Source organism: Parabacteroides sp. CAG:2 (assembly GCF_000436315.1).
Lineage (GTDB): Bacteria > Bacteroidota > Bacteroidia > Bacteroidales > Tannerellaceae > Parabacteroides > Parabacteroides distasonis.
This window is the reverse complement of sequence record NZ_FR885330.1, coordinates 160,310-180,979: the sequence shown is the minus strand read 5'-3', so window position 1 is coordinate 180,979 and position 20,670 is coordinate 160,310. Positions and strand designations below refer to the sequence as shown.

The 20,670-nt window shown below is 44.6% G+C and carries 20 protein-coding genes and 1 tRNA gene; 10 read left to right on the top strand and 11 right to left on the bottom strand.

Going from position 1 to position 20,670, the window contains the following annotated elements; all coding sequences use genetic code 11:
* Nucleotides 1–229 precede the first annotated feature (229 nt).
* Genes purB through asnS form a run of 3 tightly spaced genes read left to right on the top strand, consistent with a single transcriptional unit; the run spans nucleotide 230 to nucleotide 4,542 of the window.
* Nucleotides 230–1,573: an adenylosuccinate lyase gene (purB, locus tag QVP94_RS18835; protein WP_005867921.1), complete on the top strand. Its 1,344-nt coding sequence runs from the start codon at nucleotides 230–232 to the stop codon at nucleotides 1,571–1,573.
* A gap of 59 nt (nucleotides 1,574–1,632) precedes the next feature.
* The gene (locus QVP94_RS18830; protein WP_048928149.1) at nucleotides 1,633–3,120 is read left to right on the top strand and encodes a pseudouridine synthase; all 1,488 of its coding nucleotides are present in this window, start codon (nucleotides 1,633–1,635) and stop codon (nucleotides 3,118–3,120) included.
* A 15-nt stretch (nucleotides 3,121–3,135) separates the two neighbouring features.
* Nucleotides 3,136–4,542, top strand: a complete 1,407-nt coding sequence (gene asnS, locus QVP94_RS18825; protein WP_008772638.1) for an asparagine--tRNA ligase — start codon at nucleotides 3,136–3,138, stop codon at nucleotides 4,540–4,542.
* 83 nt (nucleotides 4,543–4,625) lie between these two features.
* Here the strand turns inward: asnS and QVP94_RS18820 are convergent, their stop codons facing one another.
* Entirely contained in the window at nucleotides 4,626–5,096 is a 471-nt protein-coding gene (locus tag QVP94_RS18820; protein WP_005858930.1) for an Lrp/AsnC family transcriptional regulator, read from the bottom strand.
* A gap of 144 nt (nucleotides 5,097–5,240) precedes the next feature.
* On the opposite strand from QVP94_RS18820, the gene QVP94_RS18815 reads away from it, so the two are divergent.
* Nucleotides 5,241–5,789: a GNAT family N-acetyltransferase gene (locus tag QVP94_RS18815; RefSeq protein WP_022193222.1), complete on the top strand. Its 549-nt coding sequence runs from the start codon at nucleotides 5,241–5,243 to the stop codon at nucleotides 5,787–5,789.
* Nucleotides 5,790–5,841: 52 nt separating this feature from the next.
* On the opposite strand, the gene QVP94_RS18810 is transcribed toward QVP94_RS18815, so the two are convergent.
* The 8 genes from QVP94_RS18810 to QVP94_RS18775 all read right to left on the bottom strand — a co-directional run bounded on the left by QVP94_RS18810 (nucleotide 5,842) and on the right by QVP94_RS18775 (nucleotide 11,013).
* On the bottom strand, nucleotides 5,842–6,312 hold the full coding sequence (locus QVP94_RS18810) for an ExbD/TolR family protein (protein ID WP_005858926.1): 471 nt from the start codon (nucleotides 6,310–6,312) through the stop codon (nucleotides 5,842–5,844).
* The gene (locus tag QVP94_RS18805; protein WP_005858924.1) at nucleotides 6,312–6,902 is read right to left on the bottom strand and encodes an ExbD/TolR family protein; all 591 of its coding nucleotides are present in this window, start codon (nucleotides 6,900–6,902) and stop codon (nucleotides 6,312–6,314) included. The genes QVP94_RS18810 and QVP94_RS18805 overlap by 1 nt, the downstream gene beginning before the upstream one ends.
* A gap of 32 nt (nucleotides 6,903–6,934) precedes the next feature.
* Entirely contained in the window at nucleotides 6,935–7,408 is a 474-nt protein-coding gene (locus tag QVP94_RS18800; protein WP_005858922.1) for a hypothetical protein, read from the bottom strand.
* A 9-nt stretch (nucleotides 7,409–7,417) separates the two neighbouring features.
* Nucleotides 7,418–8,161 carry a MotA/TolQ/ExbB proton channel family protein gene (locus tag QVP94_RS18795; protein WP_008772636.1) on the bottom strand — a complete coding sequence of 248 codons (744 nt, stop codon included), beginning with the start codon at nucleotides 8,159–8,161 and terminating at the stop codon, nucleotides 7,418–7,420.
* A gap of 80 nt (nucleotides 8,162–8,241) precedes the next feature.
* Nucleotides 8,242–8,329, bottom strand: a tRNA-Ser gene (locus QVP94_RS18790).
* A 147-nt stretch (nucleotides 8,330–8,476) separates the two neighbouring features.
* Entirely contained in the window at nucleotides 8,477–9,262 is a 786-nt protein-coding gene (locus QVP94_RS18785) for a TatD family hydrolase (RefSeq protein WP_022193221.1), read from the bottom strand.
* Between the two features lie 3 nt (nucleotides 9,263–9,265).
* Complete coding sequence (locus tag QVP94_RS18780) at nucleotides 9,266–10,240, bottom strand: polyprenyl synthetase family protein (RefSeq protein WP_022193220.1); 975 nt, start codon at nucleotides 10,238–10,240, stop codon at nucleotides 9,266–9,268.
* An 80-nt stretch (nucleotides 10,241–10,320) separates the two neighbouring features.
* Nucleotides 10,321–11,013 carry an energy transducer TonB gene (locus tag QVP94_RS18775; protein WP_022193219.1) on the bottom strand — a complete coding sequence of 231 codons (693 nt, stop codon included), beginning with the start codon at nucleotides 11,011–11,013 and terminating at the stop codon, nucleotides 10,321–10,323.
* Between the two features lie 207 nt (nucleotides 11,014–11,220).
* Here QVP94_RS18775 and porQ point away from each other — a divergent pair, with 207 nt between their 5' ends.
* The 6 genes from porQ (at nucleotide 11,221) to QVP94_RS18745 (ending at nucleotide 18,384) form a co-directional block, all read left to right on the top strand.
* The gene (gene porQ / locus QVP94_RS18770; protein WP_022193218.1) at nucleotides 11,221–12,231 is read left to right on the top strand and encodes a type IX secretion system protein PorQ; all 1,011 of its coding nucleotides are present in this window, start codon (nucleotides 11,221–11,223) and stop codon (nucleotides 12,229–12,231) included.
* Between the two features lie 20 nt (nucleotides 12,232–12,251).
* Complete coding sequence (cmk, locus tag QVP94_RS18765) at nucleotides 12,252–12,941, top strand: (d)CMP kinase (protein WP_005867936.1); 690 nt, start codon at nucleotides 12,252–12,254, stop codon at nucleotides 12,939–12,941.
* Nucleotides 12,942–13,124: 183 nt separating this feature from the next.
* Nucleotides 13,125–13,997 carry a 4-hydroxy-3-methylbut-2-enyl diphosphate reductase gene (locus tag QVP94_RS18760; protein WP_009276154.1) on the top strand — a complete coding sequence of 291 codons (873 nt, stop codon included), beginning with the start codon at nucleotides 13,125–13,127 and terminating at the stop codon, nucleotides 13,995–13,997.
* A gap of 97 nt (nucleotides 13,998–14,094) precedes the next feature.
* On the top strand, nucleotides 14,095–15,075 hold the full coding sequence (pfkA, locus tag QVP94_RS18755; protein WP_005858904.1) for a 6-phosphofructokinase: 981 nt from the start codon (nucleotides 14,095–14,097) through the stop codon (nucleotides 15,073–15,075).
* 81 nt (nucleotides 15,076–15,156) lie between these two features.
* Nucleotides 15,157–16,908, top strand: coding sequence for a DUF6057 family protein (locus QVP94_RS18750; protein ID WP_022193217.1), 1,752 nt, complete (start codon nucleotides 15,157–15,159; stop codon nucleotides 16,906–16,908).
* A gap of 3 nt (nucleotides 16,909–16,911) precedes the next feature.
* On the top strand, nucleotides 16,912–18,384 hold the full coding sequence (locus tag QVP94_RS18745) for a TolB family protein (protein ID WP_121955947.1): 1,473 nt from the start codon (nucleotides 16,912–16,914) through the stop codon (nucleotides 18,382–18,384).
* A 49-nt stretch (nucleotides 18,385–18,433) separates the two neighbouring features.
* Here the strand turns inward: QVP94_RS18745 and meaB are convergent, their stop codons facing one another.
* Nucleotides 18,434–19,531 (bottom strand): methylmalonyl Co-A mutase-associated GTPase MeaB, encoded by a 1,098-nt coding sequence (meaB, locus tag QVP94_RS18740; RefSeq protein WP_005858898.1) that lies wholly within the window; start codon nucleotides 19,529–19,531, stop codon nucleotides 18,434–18,436.
* 9 nt (nucleotides 19,532–19,540) lie between these two features.
* Entirely contained in the window at nucleotides 19,541–20,650 is a 1,110-nt protein-coding gene (locus QVP94_RS18735; protein WP_022193215.1) for a DUF1573 domain-containing protein, read from the bottom strand.
* Nucleotides 20,651–20,670 lie beyond the last annotated feature (20 nt).

Sequence of the window (20,670 nt, the reverse complement as noted above, 5' to 3'; positions counted from 1 at the left end):
TTATTTTTTCGTTCGCTTTATCTCTCTAAAGCGCTGCAAAGATACGGCTTTTTTTATTACCACCAAACTTTTTGACGAAAAAATGTGGATGAATATGAATTTTGTTTGGATGTGGCTACGTAAGTGTCTGATGGTCCTAAAAACGGGGCATTTAGTTAAAAATAACGATTGCTTACCTTATTATTCAATGGAAAAGACTTAACTTTGCGACTCTATATTAATAATGTATATGGTATTATCGACACTGACTGCTATTTCGCCCGTGGATGGGCGATACAGGAATAAGGCTGAGAATCTGGCGGCTTATTTTTCAGAATACGCACTTATCAAGTATAGGGTGCGAGTTGAGATCGAGTATTTTATTACTCTATCTGAGTTTCTTCCGCAATTAAGCGAGTTAAATGCGGCGGAAGTAAAAAAGGGGCTCCGGAAAATTTATCAGGAGTTTACGGAGGAGGACGCTTTACGAGTGAAGGAGATCGAGAGCGTGACAAACCACGATGTGAAAGCGGTGGAGTACTTTATTAAGGAAAAAACAAATCATTTCCTTGCGGAGAAATACCACGAGTTTATTCATTTTGGATTGACTTCTCAGGATATTAATAACACATCTGTGCCTTTATCGATCAAGGACGCTTTGCAAGAGGTGTATTATCCGGGTTTGGAAGAGGTGATCGGCGCCTTGAAAAAATACGCCGAGGAATGGATGGATATCCCGATGTTGGCTAAGACACATGGGCAACCGGCATCTCCGACTCGTTTGGGTAAGGAGGTGATGGTCTTTGTTTACCGTTTGGAGCAACAGTTGGCATTGTTAAAGGCCGTTCCTATCTCCGCTAAATTCGGTGGTGCTACAGGAAACTTCAATGCGCATCATGTAGCGTATCCGGAATATGATTGGAGGGCATTCGGTAATAAGTTCGTTAGTGAGGTGTTAGGCTTGAAACGTGAGGAGTGGACTACCCAGATCTCTAATTATGATAATCTGGCAGCGATCTTCGATGGCTTGAAGCGTATCAATACGATCTTGATCGACTTGAATCGTGACTTCTGGCAATATATCTCCATGGAGTATTTCAAGCAAAAGATCAAGGCGGGTGAGATCGGTTCGTCTGCTATGCCACATAAGGTGAACCCGATTGATTTCGAGAACGCTGAGGGTAATCTAGGGATCGCTAACGCTATTTTAGAGCATTTGGCTACGAAATTGCCGGTATCTCGTTTACAAAGAGACTTGACGGATTCTACCGTGTTGAGAAATGTAGGCGTGCCTTTGGCACATATAGAAATTGCCTTCAAGAGCTTAACAAAAGGCTTGGGTAAATTGTTATTGAACGAGAGCGCCCTAAGTAGGGATTTGAATAATTGCTGGGCTGTGGTAGCCGAGGGTATCCAGACGGTCTTACGCCGTGAGGGTTATCCGAAGCCTTACGAGGCATTAAAAGCTTTGACACGTACGAACCAGACTGTTACGGAGCAATCTATCAAGGAATTTATCGAAACCTTGAATGTTAGCGACCGGATTAAAGATGAATTAAGGGCTATAACGCCTCATAATTATACAGGAATTTAGTGATAATACAGGTAGCCGTGAGGCTACCAAGTTTTTAACCATTGTTTAATTTATAACAAATGAGTACAGAAGAAAGAGATGAATCTCAACCGCGTCCAAAAAAAGTGATACCAAGTATCAGACGGGAAAACACAGACCAAGAAGGTGAAAGAAGACCTTACAATCAGGGTTATAATAAACCTGAGGGTAGCTATGAACGTAGACCGTATCGGTCTTATGGAGAAAATAACCGTCCTTCATACGGGGATCGTCCGAGCCGTCCGCGTTCTTACGATAATAACCGTGAAGGCGGGTATGGCAACAACCGTGAGGGGGGCTATGGTAATAGTCGTCCATCTTATGGCAACAATCGCGAAGGTGGGTATGGAAATAATCGCCCGTCTTATGGCAACAACCGTGAAGGTGGCTACAACAGCGGCCGCTCGTCTTATGGAAATAACCGCCCGTCATATGGGAATGGAGGAGGGCAATACAATCGTCCGTCTCGTCCTAATTATGATGGACCGGCAAAGGCTTATTCCGCTAGTCCTTCCGGAGAGGGAATGTCTGCGGATGGTATGAAGAAAAGAAGACCTAGAGTAGGTGATACCCGGGTTGATTACAATGATTCACGTTCAAGCGGCGGGGACGGTTACGCACCCAGACGTTCGTATGGTAACGATAACTCTTATGGCGGTAATCGTCAAGGGGGTGGTGGATATGGAAATAATCGCCGTCCTTCTTACAATAATAATCGCCGTCCCGGTGGAGGAGGTGGCTTCCAAAGATCGCAGGGATACAACGTTCGTCCGAAACAGATCAAGTATAAGGAAGTCTTGGCGGATCCAAACGAACCGATTCGTTTGAACAAATTCTTATCTAACGCTGGTGTTTGTTCTCGTCGTGAGGCTGATGAGTTTATCCAGAAAGGAGCTGTTAAGGTAAACGATGTCGTGGTAACGGAATTGGGTACTAAGATTACTCGTCAAGATGTTGTTACATTTAACGAGAAGCCGGTTCAGATCGAGAGCAAAGTATATATTGTATTAAACAAGCCGAAGAATTGCGTAACGACTTCTGATGATCCTCAAGAACGCCTGACGGTAATGGATTTGGTGAAGAACGCCTGCCAAGAACGTATTTATCCGGTAGGCCGTTTGGACCGAAATACGACAGGAGTCTTGTTGTTGACGAACGATGGTGATTTAGCTTCTAAATTGACTCACCCATCTTTCAAGAAGAAGAAGATCTACCATGTGTGGTTGGATAAGAACGTGGCTATCGAGGATATGGAGAAAATCGCCAACGGCCTTGAGCTTGAGGATGGAGAGATCCATGCGGACGCTATCAGCTATGCTAGCGAGGACGATAAGAGCCAAGTGGGTATAGAGATCCATTCCGGCCGTAACCGTATCGTGCGCCGTATTTTCGAATCGTTGGGATATCATGTGACGAAATTGGATCGTGTTTATTTCGCCGGTTTGACTAAGAAGAACTTAGGCCGCGGTAAATGGCGTTACTTAAATGAAAGGGAAGTGAACGCTCTTAGGATGGGAGCTTTCGAATAACAAAAAACGATACAGATGGAAACAATTAAACGAACAAAAATTGTAGACGTGCTGAAAAGCGACGCTTTCGGTACTACCGTGAATGTGAAAGGATGGGTACGTACCCGCCGTGGTAGCAAACAGGTGAATTTTATCGCCTTGAATGACGGTTCTACAATTAATAATGTTCAGATCGTTGTGGATGTAGATAAATTGGGTGATGAGTTCTTGAAACCGATTACCACGGGAGCTAGTATCAGCGTAAATGGTATCTTGACACAATCCCAAGGTAAGGGGCAAAATGTGGAGATACAGGCTACCGAGATTGAGATCTTCGGTACGGCTGATCCAGCTACTTATCCATTGCAGAAAAAAGGACACTCCATGGAGTTTTTGCGTGAGATCGCTCATTTGCGTCCTCGTACGAATACATTTGGAGCGGTATTCCGTATTCGTCATAATATGGCTTACGCTATCCATAAGTTTTTCCATGATAGAGGCTTTTTCTATTTCCATACGCCGATCATCACGGCTTCCGACTGTGAGGGTGCCGGACAGATGTTCCAAGTTACTACCAAGAATTTGTACGACTTGAAAAAGGATGAGAACGGCTCTATCATTTATGAGGACGACTTCTTCGGCAAGCAGGCTAGCTTGACGGTTTCCGGACAGTTGGAGGGAGAGTTGGCTGCTACAGCCTTGGGACAGATTTATACGTTTGGCCCTACGTTCCGTGCGGAGAACTCAAATACGCCTCGTCATTTGGCGGAATTCTGGATGATTGAGCCGGAAGTCGCTTTTAATGATATCACGGACAATATGGAGTTGGCCGAGGAGTTCATTAAATATTGCGTACAATGGGCGTTGGATAACTGTATGGAGGATATCAAGTTCTTGAACGATATGTTCGATAAGGAATTGATCGCTCGTCTGGAAGGGGTCTTGAAAGACTCATTCGTTCGCTTGCCGTACACTGAAGGAATCAAGATATTGGAAGAGGCTGTCGCTAAAGGACATAAATTTGAGTTCCCTGTTTATTGGGGTGTAGATTTGGCTTCCGAGCACGAACGTTTCTTAGTGGAGGATCACTTCAAACGTCCTGTAATTTTAACGGATTACCCGAAAGAGATCAAGGCTTTTTATATGAAGCAAAACGAGGATGGAAAGACGGTACGTGCGATGGACGTATTATTCCCGAAGATCGGAGAGATCATCGGCGGTTCCGAGCGTGAGGCTGACTATGATAAGCTAATGAGTCGTATTGACGAATTGGGCATCCCGATGAAGGATATGTGGTGGTACTTAGATACTCGCCGTTTTGGTACGGTGCCTCACTCTGGTTTCGGTTTGGGCTTTGAGCGTCTTTTGTTGTTCGTTACGGGTATGGGAAATATCCGTGACGTGATACCTTTCCCGCGTACACCGAATAACGCTGAGTTCTAATAGCGCTTAGTGATCATGATAAAAAGGGTTCGTAACCGGTTTCAACCGGATTACGGACCCTTTTCTTATATAGCTTCCTTTGTTTAATCGTCGTCCAGATCAATAGGAATTTGCCTTTTGAATGCCTCCTTAAAGGATATAAGCGATTCGGTGCGAGCCAAGCCCAATGGTTGAAGCTTGTTGTGGATGATGCTTAGCAAATGCTGGTTGTTCTTTGCGTATATTTTTATAAACAGGTCGTATTGCCCCGTTGTATAATGGCATTCCACGACTTCCGGTATCTGCAACAGCGCTTCTGTAACGCTTGGAAATTGTCCGGGAGACTTTAGGAATAACCCCATATATGCGCAAGTTTCATACCCAACTTTTGTGTTATCCACGATGAATTCTGAGCCTTTGATAACCCCTAAATTAGTCAGCTTTTGTATGCGTTGATGAATAGCCGCTCCGGATACGTTACATTCCCTCGCTACTTCCAAAAATGGCATACGCGCATTGCCGATGATTAGTTTAAGTATCTTCTCGTCCAGTTCATCTAGTTGATGATGTGCCATATATTCAGTATATTTGTATTACTGTTAGATTATATCTTTCATATTTAATACAAATATAATGATAATCTTATAATCACCTAAAGATTATGTTAGATTATTTTGATTTTGTAAGCATTCTTTATTCAATTATTAAGTATTTTTTTTATGAGCGAAGATCATGTAATAATTAGTAAGCCTGTCCGGGAGATAGCCGATCCTTTATTGGATCTAGTAGAGAAAACATATACTAGTTCTTTCCCCGAGGAAGAGCGTCGTGATTTCTCTTTGGTACGTAAGCTTTTGGAGGAAGATAGCCGTTTCGAGATGTATGCCTTGCTACGGGATGGTATTTATGTGGGTTTCATTACCGGATGGCAATTTGAGGGTTTTGTTTATGTGGAGCATTTTGCGATCGACGAGTCCGCTCGTAACGGAGGAATCGGAGCGAAAGCAATGACAAGTTTTATAGCTCTCCACGAAGATCCGGTTGTCTTAGAGGTAGAGATGCCGACAGAGGAGATGAGTAAACGTAGAATCGGTTTTTATGAACGTCTGGGGTTTGTCTTGGATCACCATGTATATTTCCAACCTCCCTATCGTAAGGGAGAGGCATTTTTAGAAATGCGTTTGATGACTCATGGGGAGCTTGATCTGGAGCGATCTTTTGAGCGAGTTAAGACCATTATTCACCAAAATGTCTATGGGGTGAAATAAAAAAGGCGGGATTCTATTTCCCGCCTTTTTTAGATATTCTATTTGTAGATCATTATTCGTCGACACGTTGAGCGGCAGAATAACTAATCTTTAATGCGTATGCTTCACGAAGAGCCTGCTTGATGTCTGTAATTGTTCCCATCTTGGTCTCTTTATCTGCCTTGATAGAAACTGTCATAAACGGCTGGTCCTCTTCCTTCATACTGGACTTTTCCTGTGCGATATAATCCTGAATTTCCGAAGTTTCCGCAAAAGCGTCATTTAACTGGATACGAGTTTCAGAACCCATCTTCGCTCTCAAATCTCTAGTCGGCTTACCGACATAGATAAATGTTACCAAAGATTTCTTCTCCAATTTTTGAAGCTCTGTAGCTTGTGGAGCATGGAACTCTACTTTCAATGTTACCTCACGCATAGATGTTACCATCATGATGAAGAACAAGAAAGCGAACACCAAGTCAGGTAATGATGATGTATTCAATTCGGGCATTTCACGACCGCCCGCTTTACTAAACTTTCCCATTACTTTTTACCTCCATAATTTTTAGGTTCAGCTTCTGATATCTTTTGCGGATAAATCTGCTGTACAGCTTTTTGTTGTTCTTCGTCCAAATCAGCGAAATTCTTCCCGAATTTTTCCTTAGAAACCTTATTTCTCAATTCGTTATAAGCAGCCGCAATTTCATTCTGCACATCGATATAAGCTTGGTATTCGGTACCACGGTCATTCTGTAAAGAAATTACGTGGTTCTTCGTTACCATCATCTTTCCGAAGAATGGAACATCAGCCTCTACACGCTCAGGCTTATGTTCGTCATTATAAGGATTATCAATGAACTCTTTGATTCTCTCTTTCAATTGCTTGATATCGACAAATTGATCACCGCAGAGAATCTGGTTATTACTGTTGATCAATACAACCAACAAGTTTCTCTTTTTGATGTCAACATCGGTATCGTTCTTCTGATCTTTAGGTACAGGGGGCGGCAAACGTCTTGCCAAACCTTTATCTGTATCCATTGATGTAGTAATAAGGAAGAAGATAAGCAACATGAAAGCGATATCGGCCGAAGAAGAACCATTGATACCCGGTGTCTTTCTTTTCTTACCCATTTCTTTCTTGTTTTATCAGTTCGTTATTACTATTATTTACCCATGATTCTCTTTACAGAACCCCAAACTACACATGCTACGATCAGAACCAAAAGTACGATTGTAGACATGATCCACATATCTGTGATCTTTAACCAACCCGGAGTGTTGTAAACTTGAGAGTCTGCGTTCAAACCTGTTAAAGGAGTTGCGTCACCCATCGTGTAAGTGATGAACAAAACGGCAACGAAGCAAACTAATACAACCAAAGACATAATCGCTGATTTAGCGTTTGTCTTCAACAACGTCAAAAATTGCCAAACGGCAAACAACATTGTACTGATGATTGTCACGAAGAACAATACAGAAGTCCAGTTAATCAATAACCCGGTATAGATGGGCTCTTTCATTTCAGCGGCAGGGTCAACGACTCCACCCGCATAAAACATACCCAGAACAATAATACTGATAATAGAACTTATCAGTAAAGTCCAACTGGATATTTTTCTTATTTTAGTAACTGCCATAATTCGTTATTATTTTTTGAATTTGACGTTGTATTTGATAACCAAGTCAAGCAAAGAGATAGAAGCATCTTCCATTTGATTCAAGATAGCCTCCAATTTGCTTAACAAATAGTTATAGAATACCTGAAGGATCAAAGCAACGATCAAACCACCTACAGTAGTAATCAAGGCCACTTTCATACCACCTGCTACAACCGTCGGGCTGATATCACCAACTTGCTCGATTTTATCGAACGCCATGATCATACCTACTACAGTACCCAAGAATCCTAAAGACGGAGCCATTGCGATAAACAATGTGATCCAAGACATATTCTTTTCCAAAAGACCTCCTTGAACACCACCATAAGAAACGATAGATTTTTCTACAACGTCGATACCTTGGTCAATTCTCATCAATCCTTGGTAAGCGATAGAAGCGATAGGGCCTCTTGTGTCGCGAGCGATAGCTTTAGCGCCTTCAACATCACCTTTGTCTAAAGCATCTTCGATACCCTTCAACAATTTGCTGGAATTTGTTTCAGCTAAGTTCAAGTAGATAATTCTCTCTAAGCAGAAAGCCAAACCGAAAATCAAAGCGATAGCAACCAAACTCATAAAGTCGGCACCACCTTCGATAAACTTTGTTTTTAATGCTTGATACATACCTCCTTCAACAGCTGTAGCTGCGTCTGCAGCGTCCTGCGCGAATGCTACGGTAGAAGTTCCAAGGGCACATAAGCCCAAGAATGCTTTTGCAAATAACTTTTTCATTGTGTGTTTAATTTTTAAGATTAATAATTCTCTTATTTGTTTTTATTTTATTGTTAATTAATTCATGGTATTCTCCACCGCGGAGAGAGCGGGATTCGAACCCGCGAAACCCTTTAGGGGTTTACACGCTTTCCAGGCGTGCCTCTTCAACCACTCGAGCATCTCTCCAATTATTCGCCTAGCTTCTTCTAAAACGACCGCAAAATACGAAAAAATTCCCATATGCAATCTTTTCAGTGCACAAATCTATAGTTTTTGCTTGACATATACACAATATCCACGAAATAAATTTTGACTTCATTCGAAAAAAAGTGTCTATATGGGTTTATTTACGCTTTTAAACAATTCTAATGTGTTTTTTCGAGTAGCGTTTACGGTTTCCTCTAGCGTGAGGCCGAATGTTTCCGCCACTTTCTCGGCCGTCTTCCATATGTAAGTAGGCTCATTCCGTCTACCTCTGTAGGGGACTGGTGAAAGATAGGGTGCATCTGTTTCCAAGAGTATCTTTTTAAGATCCGTTTGCCGGATGACTTCGGACAGTTTTGAATTTTTAAAGGTAACAACTCCGTTTATCCCGATCTTGAAGGTGGGCAGTTTCTTTATTTCTTCCAGCTCTTCCGTTGTGCCGGTAAAACTATGAAATACGCCCTTAAGTCTTTCCGCTCCGACTTTATGTATGCATTCCAGAACTTCCGGATATGCGTTGCGGGTATGGATGGCTACGGGCAGGTTCAGATCGATGCTCCAACGCAGTTGTTCCTCGAAAACGATTTGTTGCTCCTTCAAATAAGTCTTATCCCAATATAGATCGATCCCGATTTCACCGATACCGCAATAAGTACGTTTAGATAGGTAGGATTCCGTTTGTTTTAGGATATCGATATAATTGCTATCCACACTGGTCGGATGCAATCCCATCATGGGGAAAGCGAACTCTGGGTATCGATCGCATAAATCGTGCATTCTGTCAATCGTCGTCAGGTCTACGTTTGGCAGAAGCAGGGTGTCGATACCTGAGTCTTTTGCTTTTTGAGCCAGTTCGTCTTGTTCAGGATCGAAATCCTCCAGATATAAATGGCAATGTGTGTCTATTAACCTCATGGATTAGGATTGTCTATGCATTAAATGATCACAAACCTCTTTTAGGATCGTTAATTTTTCGGGAGCGACTTGTAAAGCGTTTAAGTTCTCTACAGATGCGTCGTAATAGGCTTGGATTCTATTTTCTGTTAATTGTTTTAGCTGCAATTCGTTGTAGATAGAGGTGAATGCCTGTATCTTTTGAGCTGGGTCGAATTCTTTTTTATCCATCCAGTTACGGAGAGCTTCCGCTTGTTCTTTGTTGGCCAGTCTGAGAGCGTTGATCAATAAGAATGTTTTCTTGTTGCAAAGGATATCGCCGCCAATGTTTTTCCCGAAAGTGGCGGTGTCACCATATACATCTAGTAAATCATCTTGCAGTTGAAACGCTAGACCTATATTGATACCAAACGCGTATAAGTTGCCTGCGTCTTCCTGTGAGGCACCTCCGAGTAGGGCGCCCGTCTTAAGGGCGCAGGCCAGTAATACGGCTGTTTTTAGCCGGATCATCTCGATGTATTCTTCCTCGCTCACATCCATGCGAGACTCGAATTCCATGTCGAATTGTTGGCCGCCACATATTTCCGCCGCGGTTTGCGTAAATAAATCCAACACTTGTTTGAGGTGGCCGTGTTCCGTTGATCCGATTAATTGATAAGCCGCTATTAGCATTGCGTCTCCGGAAAGAATCGCCGTATTGGCATTCCATACCTTGTGTACGGTAGGTTTGTTCCTTCTTTTATCAGCTTCATCCATCAGGTCGTCGTGCAGCAAGGTGAAGTTATGGAAAACTTCCAGACCTAAAGCGGGCTTGATCGCATTCTCTATACTATTATTATATATATTACATGCCATCAACGTTAACGCCGGACGTATTCTTTTTCCTCCGAGGGACAAGATGTACTCTATCGGCTCGTATAAGCTCTTGGGAGGATTGGTGAATTGTAGTTGAGAGATCTCGCTCTCTATTCTTTGAAGTATATTCTCGAATGCTAACATAGCTGTATCAATTAATGGAGTTATGAAATAAAAAAAGGCTGCGAAAATAAAGCAGCCCTTTTGATATGTTTAATGTTATACTATTGCAATCTGAACGTGATAGGCACAGTATACTTAACGCGTACTGGTTTACCTCTCTGCTTACCCGGAGACCATTTAGGCATGGTACCGATCACACGAAGGGCCTCTTTATCCAAAGATGGGTCTACACCACGTAATACCTCAGCGTCTACTACTGATCCGTCTCGGTTAACCACGAATGCGCAGATTACACGACCTTGGATACCATTTTCCTGTGCGATTACCGGATACTTGATTGATTTAGCGATAAACTTCAGCAATTCTGCGTCTCCACCCGGGAACTTCGGCATTTCCTCTACAACCGTAAAGATCTGCTGAGCGGATTCTTCCTCTTCCTCTACTACTGCAGGCGGTGTATAAACGGCTGTTTGAGCCTCTTGCTGATTATCCTCTGATGATAAGATATCTTGCTGTTCCAATTCAACGTCGTCTTCAACAACGTTCAATACCTCGGTTACAACTGGTGCTGGAGGTGGTGGAGGTGGAGGAGGCGTATTCTCCGGTCTCGTGATTTCCACTTCTTCCTCGGCGATGATGTCTGCTACACCCTCGCTAGCCTGAACGACCATTACATCGCGGGTGCTCCATTCGAAGCCCACGAACAAGACAGCTAAGCCCACTACGAATCCCATCAGGATACTTAGAGACTTACCTCTCTCAAGGTCCGCTTTCGGTGATTTTTTAATTTCCATACGTTTATAATAATTTATAAGTGTTTTTCACTTCTGCAAAAATACAAATTATTTCATATATCAAACAAAAATGAGAGCGATAATATACCTTTTTGGCATTTTTCCCGTTTCTGTTAATGTGAAATCCGTATTTCTGAGATTTGCGGGTGTAAAGTAAAAACATTTTTCCGAATTAATGTATCTTTGAACGATTTTTTGCATGAAAATATGAGAAATAAACTATTTATACTGATTTTATTCGTTGTTACACTGTCTGTCTCAGCGCAAAACGGGAGCGAGGCGTATACTTTCTTACGTTTCCCGACCTCGACCCGGGCTAACGCCTTGGGTGGGCATACCGTGGCGTTGGTAGAAAGAGATCCTTCACTTATTTTTCATAATCCGGCGTTGCTAGGCGCGGAGATGGATGGGATGATCAACTTGAATTATATGAATTACATCTCGGATATCAACGTAGGGAGTGCCTTGTTCACGAAAGCGCATGGCGAGAAAGGGGCTTGGGGCGTAGGCGCTACGTTTATAAGCTATGGCGATATCCAGGAGGTGTTGCCGGATAATGTCGTGACCGGAGCAAGTCTTTCGGCGAAAGATATCAGCGTGAATGGTTTCTACTCCCGCGACTTGAGCGAGCGTTGGCGGGGTGGATTGTCGTTGAAGTTCTTGTATTCGGGGCTGGCTGATTATACCTCTATCGGTTTATGCGTGGATGCGGGATTGAGTTATTATAATTCGGATAAGGGCTTTTCCTTTGGTTTTGCCTTGAAGAATATCGGCGCGCAACTGAAAGCTTACGAGGATGAGCGACAAAAGATGCCTTGGGATATCCAGATGGGTATCACGCAGAAAATGGCGCATGCCCCGATTCGTTTTTCTTTGACGGCCCAATACTTGAACCGTTGGAAGTTCGATTATATCGATAATACGGATAAAGAGTATGAAGGGGATTCTTTTGTTAAGACGTTGGCGAAGCATTTTATCATCGGCGTGGATTTTATCCCGTCCGAGAACTTTTGGGTGGGCGTAGGATTCAATCCGAAGGTCAATATGGATATGAAGTTGAAAGGCGGGGGAAGTTTCTCCGGCTTCTCGGCTGGCGCAGGCGTAAGGATCAAGATGTTTGACGTGGGCTTCTCGCTGGCGAAATATCATCCGTCCGCCATGTCGATGATGATTAGCGTATCTACGACCTTGGCCGATTTTAAGAAGGTGACAGAATAAACCTATACATTAATATATATATGAAGAAAATAGTTATCGCTATAGACGGCCACTCTTCCAGTGGCAAAAGTACCATGGCAAAAGATCTTGCCAAGGAGATCGGATATACGTATATCGATACGGGTGCCATGTATCGGGCCGTGACTTTGTATTGCATCCAGCATGGATTTTTTGAGGGAGAGAAGATTAAGGAGGAAGAGCTGAAGGCTTCTATCCATGATATCGATATTTCATTTCGTTTGAACGCGGAGACTGGCCGGCCGGATACCTATTTGAACGGTGTGAATGTAGAGAAAGAGATCCGTGGCATGGAAGTGGCGGATAAAGTGAGTCCGGTAGCCACTCTAGGCTTTGTGCGCCGTGCGTTGGTCGCTAAGCAACAAGAGATGGGGAAGGCGAAAGGCATCGTGATGGATGGCCGTGATATCGGTACGGTCGTATTCCCGGACGCGGAGTTGAAGCTTTTCGTGACGGCCTCGCCGGAGGTACGTGCCAAGCGCCGGGTCGATGAGCTGGAGGCGAAGGGGATCCCCGCTTCTTACGAGGAAGTGCTGGAGAATGTGAAGAAGCGGGATTATATAGATTCAACCCGGGAGGAAAGTCCTTTGAGACAAGCTGATGATGCCTTGGTATTGGATAATTCCCATATGACTTTGGACGAGCAAAAGGCTTGGTTGCTGGAACAATATCATAAAGCGATCGGTTCATAAACGAGTGCTTGGAGTTTCCTATAAAGAAACTTTTGTCTCTTCGAATGAAAACTATAGTTTCGTTACTAGGAAACAAAAGTTTCTCTTAGGGAAAACTCTAGTTTTGTTATGAAGAAACTTTAGTTTCTTGTGATTGAAAATTAAGAAAACTGTAAGTGCTTGTTTGTTAATGATATTATAGATATGATAGAAGTCGAGATAGATAAAGATTCCGGATTCTGCTTTGGGGTTGTCACCGCCATAGAAAGCGCGGAGCGGGAGCTGGGTAATACGGATACGCTGTATTGCCTAGGCGATATCGTTCATAACAGTTTGGAGGTGGAGCGGTTGGAGCATATGGGGCTGCATACGATCGACCATGAGGGACTTTCAAGGTTGAGAGACCGGAAGGTGTTGCTCCGGGCGCATGGCGAGCCGCCTTCTACCTATGCTTTAGCGAAGCGAAACAATATCACGATTATAGACGCTACTTGCCCGGTCGTCTTGCGTTTGCAGCGCAAGATCCATAAATGTTATCAAGAGACCCGGGCGAATAACACCCAGTTGGTTATCTATGGAAAGAAAGGCCATGCGGAGGTGAATGGCTTGGTGGGCCAGACGGAAGGCACGGCGATTGTTATCGAGAAAATAGAAGACCTCGATCGTCTGGACTTTACCCGTGCGATCAGTCTGTTTTCCCAAACCACGAAGTCCTTGGATGGATTCAAGGCGGTAGTGGCGGAGATCAAGCAGCGGATGGCGGAAGGGGTGGAGTTTAATTATTACGATACGATTTGCCGTCAGGTGGCGAATCGTCTTCCGAATATAAAAGCGTTCGCCTCCAGCCACGATTGGGTCTATTTTGTGGCCGGTCGTAAAAGTTCCAACGGAAAGATGCTGTTCGAGGAGTGCCGGAAAGCGAACCCGAATACGCTTTTTATTTCCGAGGTATCAGAGATTACCGAGCCTTTGCCCGAGGGCGTGCGCCGGGTCGGGGTTTGCGGCGCTACATCCACTCCCAAGTGGTTGATGGAGGAAGTGGCGGTCCGGATCAAGGAACTGAATGCTTCGGAATGATATTTTGATTAAGATTACGTGAACTTTCCGGGAGAAAGACAGAAGGATAACTAAATATTTACTACTTTTGCCGGAGAACATTAAAATCAATGACGCTATGTCTACAGTAAAGTGTGTTGGTATTTTAACGTCCGGAGGTGATGCCCCGGGAATGAATGCCGCTATTCGTGCGGTAACACGTTCCGCTATTTATAACGGAATGAGAGTGAAAGGTATTTACCGTGGTTACAAAGGGTTGATCCTAGATGAGATTGAAGAGTTTAAGACACAAAATGTCAGTAATATAATTCAGCGCGGTGGAACAATTCTTAAGACCGCCCGTTGCGTGGAGTTCAAGACTCCCGAGGGACGAAAACAGGCCTATGATAAGTTGCAAGAGCATGGGATCGATGCCTTGATCGCTATCGGTGGTGACGGAACGTTGACGGGAGCGCGTATTTTCGCTCAGGAGTTTAATTTCCCGATCGTAGGATTGCCGGGTACGATTGATAATGACTTGTATGGCACGGATACGACGATCGGTTATGATACGGCCTTGAACACGATCATGGAATGCGTGGATAAGATCCGTGATACGGCTACCTCGCATGATCGTCTGTTCTTTGTGGAGGTTATGGGGCGCGACGCCGGTTTCTTGGCGTTGAACGGAGCGATCGCTTCTGGCGCCGAAGCCGCTATTATCCCGGAAATCTCCTTGGAGAAAGACCAATTGGCCGAGATGATCGAGAATGGATTCCGTAAGTCCAAGAACAGTAGTATCGTATTGGTTGCCGAAAGTGAGGTAACCGGTGGCGCTATGGGTGTCGCTGAGCGTGTGAAGAAGGAATATCCGCAGTTCGACGTGCGTGTCTCTATTTTAGGTCACTTGCAGCGTGGTGGTTCTCCTACGGCACAAGACCGGATCTTGGCGACTCGTATGGGTGTGGCCGCGATCGATGCCTTGTTGGATGACCAGCGTAACGTGATGATGGGTATCCAGAACGACCAGATCGTTTATGTACCGTTCTCTAAAGCGATCAAGAATGATAAGCCTATTAACCGGGATTTGTTGAACACGCTCCGTGTTTCTTCAATCTAAATAAGGCATATATTTATACGAATAGGAACCCGGATGTAGCGATTGCGTACATCCGGGTTTTTATTTGAAGAACCTGATATCATGAAGAAGTATAGCGGCGTGGCCTTGAATGTAATCGTATTTGTCTTTCTGTTTATCTTCTTGAGGATATTCAGTGAGTACCACTTTTACTGTGTCGAGCAGAACCAGTTATTCCAGTTGACTCCCATTTTTATTATCGATAAGTTAATGCAACCGGGAGGTTTAGCGATGGTTCTCTCCGGTTGTTTGGTGCAGTTCTTCATTCTCCCGAATGTGGGAGCTATGATAACGGCGGCCCTGCTGACAAGCCTAGGGGCCTTGTTCTGGGTGATCTTGAAGCGGATCGATCCGCGAAGCCATGGTATTTTATGGGCTTGGCTTCCCGTCCTATCCTTGTTGTTTGTGCAATGGGATTTTAATTACAGGTTTCAAGGAACGGTCGCCTTCGGTATGATGCTGCTTGCTTTATATCTCGTTTTAGGGATAAGGAATTTCATACCTCGTTTGATAGCAAGTCTGTTTGCCTCCCTGTTACTCTTTGGGTTGGCCGGGCCGGTCTCTTTGTTGTTTGCCTTATCCATGGTCGGATATGAGGCCATGAGCCGGACGCCCCGTTGGTATTATTCTGCGATTTTACCGATGATCGTGTTGATCTTGGGTGGATTATGTGTGCGTTACTCGGTGATCGGAGAATACCGCTTTGTCTTTTTACCGGATAGTTATTATTATTTCCGTTTGGTGCCGGATAAGGTAATTTATTTCTCATGGATCGCTTTCTATGCGGCGTTGGTTGTAACCTGCCTCTGTAAAAACAAGGAATCATGGGCTGGTAAAAAGCGTCTAGCGCTGGGAATCTCCCAATTCATTATCTTAGGGCTTATCTTCTGGAAAGGCTTCGATCTATATGGCGAACAGAAATCATACCGTTTGAAGATGATGGACTATTTTACTCGGACAGAGCAATGGGACCGGATCTTGGTATCATGCAAGGAGCCGACCACTAATCAACTCTATTTATGTTACCAAAATATGGCTTTGGCCCGGAAAGGTATTCTGGCGGATGAGGCGTTTAAGTACACGCAGCACGGGCCTCGTGGATTAATGGTGGCATGGAATAAATCGACCACCATATCCGCCTTGTTGAGTGATGTTTATTTTACGATGGGAAATGTCGCCGCGGCTCAAGAGATGGCATTCGAGAGTAATATCGGCGCTTTATGTGATGGAAATCCCCGCATGACGCAACGTTTGGTGCAAACGAACTTGATTTATGGAGCCTATCCGGTCGCGGAGAAATATATCGCTGTCTTAGAGAATACTTTCTATTATAAGGATTGGGCCAAAGCGCAGCGGAAATTCCTGTATAATGATGAGGCGGTCGAGACAGATCCTCTATTGGGGAATATGCGCAGGAACCTGCTAGCTGAGAATCATCTGATCCAGATGGATGGATTCGACACGGACTTGATTCGCTTGGCGGAGCAGAATCCTTCCAATAAAGCCGCTTTCCACTATGCCGGCGTGTTCTATCTTTTAGCAAAAGATGTGACGCGCTTTAAGACGTTGGTGGAAACCTATTACGGAACGGATTTACTCCCTTCTTTACCGGTCTCTTTTCAAGAGGCGGTCATCATCCTATCGGAGAAAGATCCGGATTACTGGAAACGTTTCGGTGTCTCGGAATCTATCGTAGGGCGATTCACCGATTATAAGAGGCAAGTGCTCGCTGGGCGGAATAATAGTAATGCGCTGCCCGGTTTGATGTATCGCTCTTATGGCGATACCTATTGGTATTATTATATGTTTAAATAGGAGATGAGAAAAATGTATATAATAAGATGTATATGTCTGTGGATGATTCTGGGCTTGATGGCTTGTTCCGGTCCGGTACGTATACAGAAGAATCTGGAAGTCAAGCCGGAGATCTTTCCGGATTATGTGGATGTGACAATCCCGCCGAATATAGCTCCCTTGAATTTTAAGCTGAAAGATGCTTGCGTTGAGGCCCGTGCCATTCTCGAATGTGGCCCGGAGAAATTAGAGATCAAGACCGGGAAAGACGCTTGTTTCGTGATCCCGGCCTCCGGTTGGAAAAGGCTGTTGCGTGCCGCTTCCGGGAATCATCTGAATGTAACCGTACAAGCCTTCGTGAATGATGAATGGATCGCGTATGCCCCCTTCATCATCAAGGTGGCGAAGGAGCCGGTCGATGGTTGGTTGGCTTATCGTTTAATCGAACCGGGCTATGAGTTGTGGAACCGTATGGGTATCTATCAACGTAACTTGGAAAATTATACGGAGAACGCGATCATCGAAAATAAGATGAGCGGCAATAACTGTATGAACTGCCATTCTTTCTGTATGCAGAATCCGGAGAAAATGCTTTTCCATATGCGTGAGACCTACTCTTGTACCTTATTGATCGATGGAGATAAAGTGGAGAAGCTGAATACGAAGACCGATCAGACCCTTTCTCCACTGGTCTATCCTTCTTGGCATCCTTCCGGAAAATATGTCGCTTTCTCTGTGAATAAAACCAAGCAAGCGTTTCATATGAACGATAGGAATCGGGTGGAGGTATTCGACTCGGCCTCGGATGTGGTCGTCTATGATACGCAAAAGCATGAGATCGTGACTTCTCCGCTGCTGTCTTCAGAGGGAGCGTTCGAGACTTTCCCTACATTTTCCCCGGATGGAAATACGCTCTATTTCTGTTCGGCTAAAGCCCGTACGATGCCCAAGGAATACGATCAAGTGAGATACGATCTATGCTCAGTCTCGTTCGATCCCGCTACACGCCGTTTCGGGACGGTAGTCGATACTTTATATAAGGCATCGGAGATCGATAAAAGCGTTTCTTTTCCCCGGGTTTCCCCGGATGGAAAGTATTTGCTCTATACCTTGTCCGGTTATGGAAATTTCTCTATTTGGCATAAGGATGCTGATTTGTACATGATTGATTTATCGACTCTGCAAAGTTATCCATTGGAGGCGGCGAATAGCGACGATGTGGAAAGCTATCATTCATGGAGTAGCGATAGCCGTTGGATCGTGTTTAGCAGCCGTCGGATGGATGGTTTGTATACAAGGCCGTTCATCGCTTATATTGATGGGAAAGGACAGGCTTGCAAACCTTTCCTGTTACCTCAGAAGGATACGGATTTTTATTTTCGTTTTATGAAATCCTACAATATACCTGAATTCATCACAGGAGAGGTAAAGAGACAAGGGCGTGCGTTGGCCGTGAAAGCGAAAGAAGACAAAGGAGTCGATGTAAGGTTCAAGTAAAAAAGAGTGTCGCATGATCAGATCGTGCGACACTCTTATGCTTTTATACCTATTTCGTAGCGATATTATCCAAGAACAGATCGATCATCCGTTTGGCTGCCACGAAAGAGCTGATCTCGTTGTTCAAGACTTGCTTCTCCGTTTGTTCCAGCATGCCTTCTACCGCCGGGTTATGATAGAACTTATCCCGCAACGTGTCGTTGATGCTTTCGTACATCCAGTATTTAGCTTGCTCGTTACGTTTGTAATCGAAGTAGCCGTTCTTTTTGGTGAACTCCATGTACTCTCCGACCATATCCCATATTTCTTTGATACCTAGGTTGTAATAGCCGGAATAAGTCAATACTTTCGGGAACCAGCCCGATTCCGAAGGTGGGAAAAGATGTAAGGCGTTCCGGAATTGAGCGGCGGCGAGATTCGCCTTTTCGATATTGTCTCCATCCGCCTTATTGATAATAATACCGTCCGCCATTTCCATGATACCTCGTTTGATACCCTGCAACTCATCTCCGGTACCGGCCAATTGAATCAACAGGAAGAAGTCCACCATCGAATGTACGGCCGTCTCGCTTTGTCCGACACCCACGGTCTCTACGAATACGGTATCGAAACCGGCGGCCTCGCATAATACGATCGTCTCACGGGTCTTACGGGCGACCCCCCCTAAGGAGCCTGCGGATGGTGAAGGACGGATAAAGGCGTTTTTCTCTCTCGACAAGGCCTCCATACGAGTCTTATCTCCTAGGATACTACCTTTCGAGCGTTCGCTACTCGGGTCGATCGCTAGTACGGCAAGCTTACGCCCTTGGTTGATCAAGTGCATACCGAAAGAGTCGATAGAGGTACTCTTTCCCGCTCCGGGAACACCCGTAATACCGATACGAACCGATTTCCCGGCGAAAGGCAAACATTTCTCGATAATCTCCTGCGCCACCTGTTGGTGCTCATGCTTGGAGCTTTCCACCAAGGTAACTGCTTGACTGAGTATCGTGATATTCCCTTTTAAGATACCTTCCACGAATTCGGAAGGCGTATATACCTTGCGTTGGACACGCTTTTTTATATAAGGATTTACGGTAGGGACATCCGCAATGCCCTTATTCACTTTCAATCCCTTGTACTGATCATCGTTTTCTGGATGTTCCATATCAATCTATTATTTGTATGCCGTCACCTTGATCAAGCGGATAGGCCCGTTCGGGTCGTTGCATACGACATTAATAAGTGCTTCAAGTTTTGTCTTTATCTCTTTCGGTCGCAAGGTTACTTTGAAAGTAGCGGTCGCTCCCGGTTTAAGTTCTTTCTTGCCGCCGGACAAATCGACACGCTCATCATCACAAGTGACGCTGTAGATCGTGAGCGGAGTCTTTCCGGCATTCGTAATCTCAAACGTACCCGATACCTTACCACCGATCAACGGAACGATACTTTTCTTGTTCGGTAGCTTGCCGAATTCCAGTAAAGTGCCGGATAATTCCGCTATTGGGGCTTGGGCTTTATCCGCAGCGGATAGTTTGCTGAAATTATCGATCACGTTGGCGGAGATCTGGATATCTCCGGATACTTCCTTCTTTCCGGCGTTCTGTACCATGACCGGCAAAAGCGTAGAGACTCGTCCTTTTCGCTTCAAGACCTTGGCATCCATAAGGATCGTAATGGCACCGACCTCGTCCGGTTGAAGGGTAGCCGGGTTCACCTGTACGTTGAGATAGTGAGGTACTTTACCCAGATGAATCGTAGCCGAGGTCTTTCCCTCGTTCTTAATGTTGATCTTCTCGCCCAACGTTTCCTCCGGACGGATACTGCTGAATAGAACAGTCTTCGTATGCAGCTTCAGATCACCGATAGAATAAGGATACGTAAAGACCGGCTGCGAAGGTTTCGGGGTGACATTTCCCTTAATGGCTAGACTGTAACTCCCTTTCTTTCCATTGCTGAATATCGATACGGTTTTATAAAACGGGCCGGGGCGTCCTTTCGGATTATACGTTATCTTAACTTCACCGGTCTTACCGGGAGCGATCGGCGACTTGGTCCATTCAGGCCGTGTACAACCGCATGACGCGGTAACACGGGTGATGACCAAAGGGGCATCTCCCGTATTCTTTATCGTGAAAGTATGACTGGCGAATCCATCGGCCTCGGCTATTGTCCCGAAATTATAAGTCAACTCGTCCGACAAGATTTGGGCGCCTTGTTGTGCCCAAGCTGTCGTTATAGATATAATTGCTGTAAGAGCAAGGATCAACCTTTTTATATTCAGCATTTCAATTGGGGGTTTTTTAC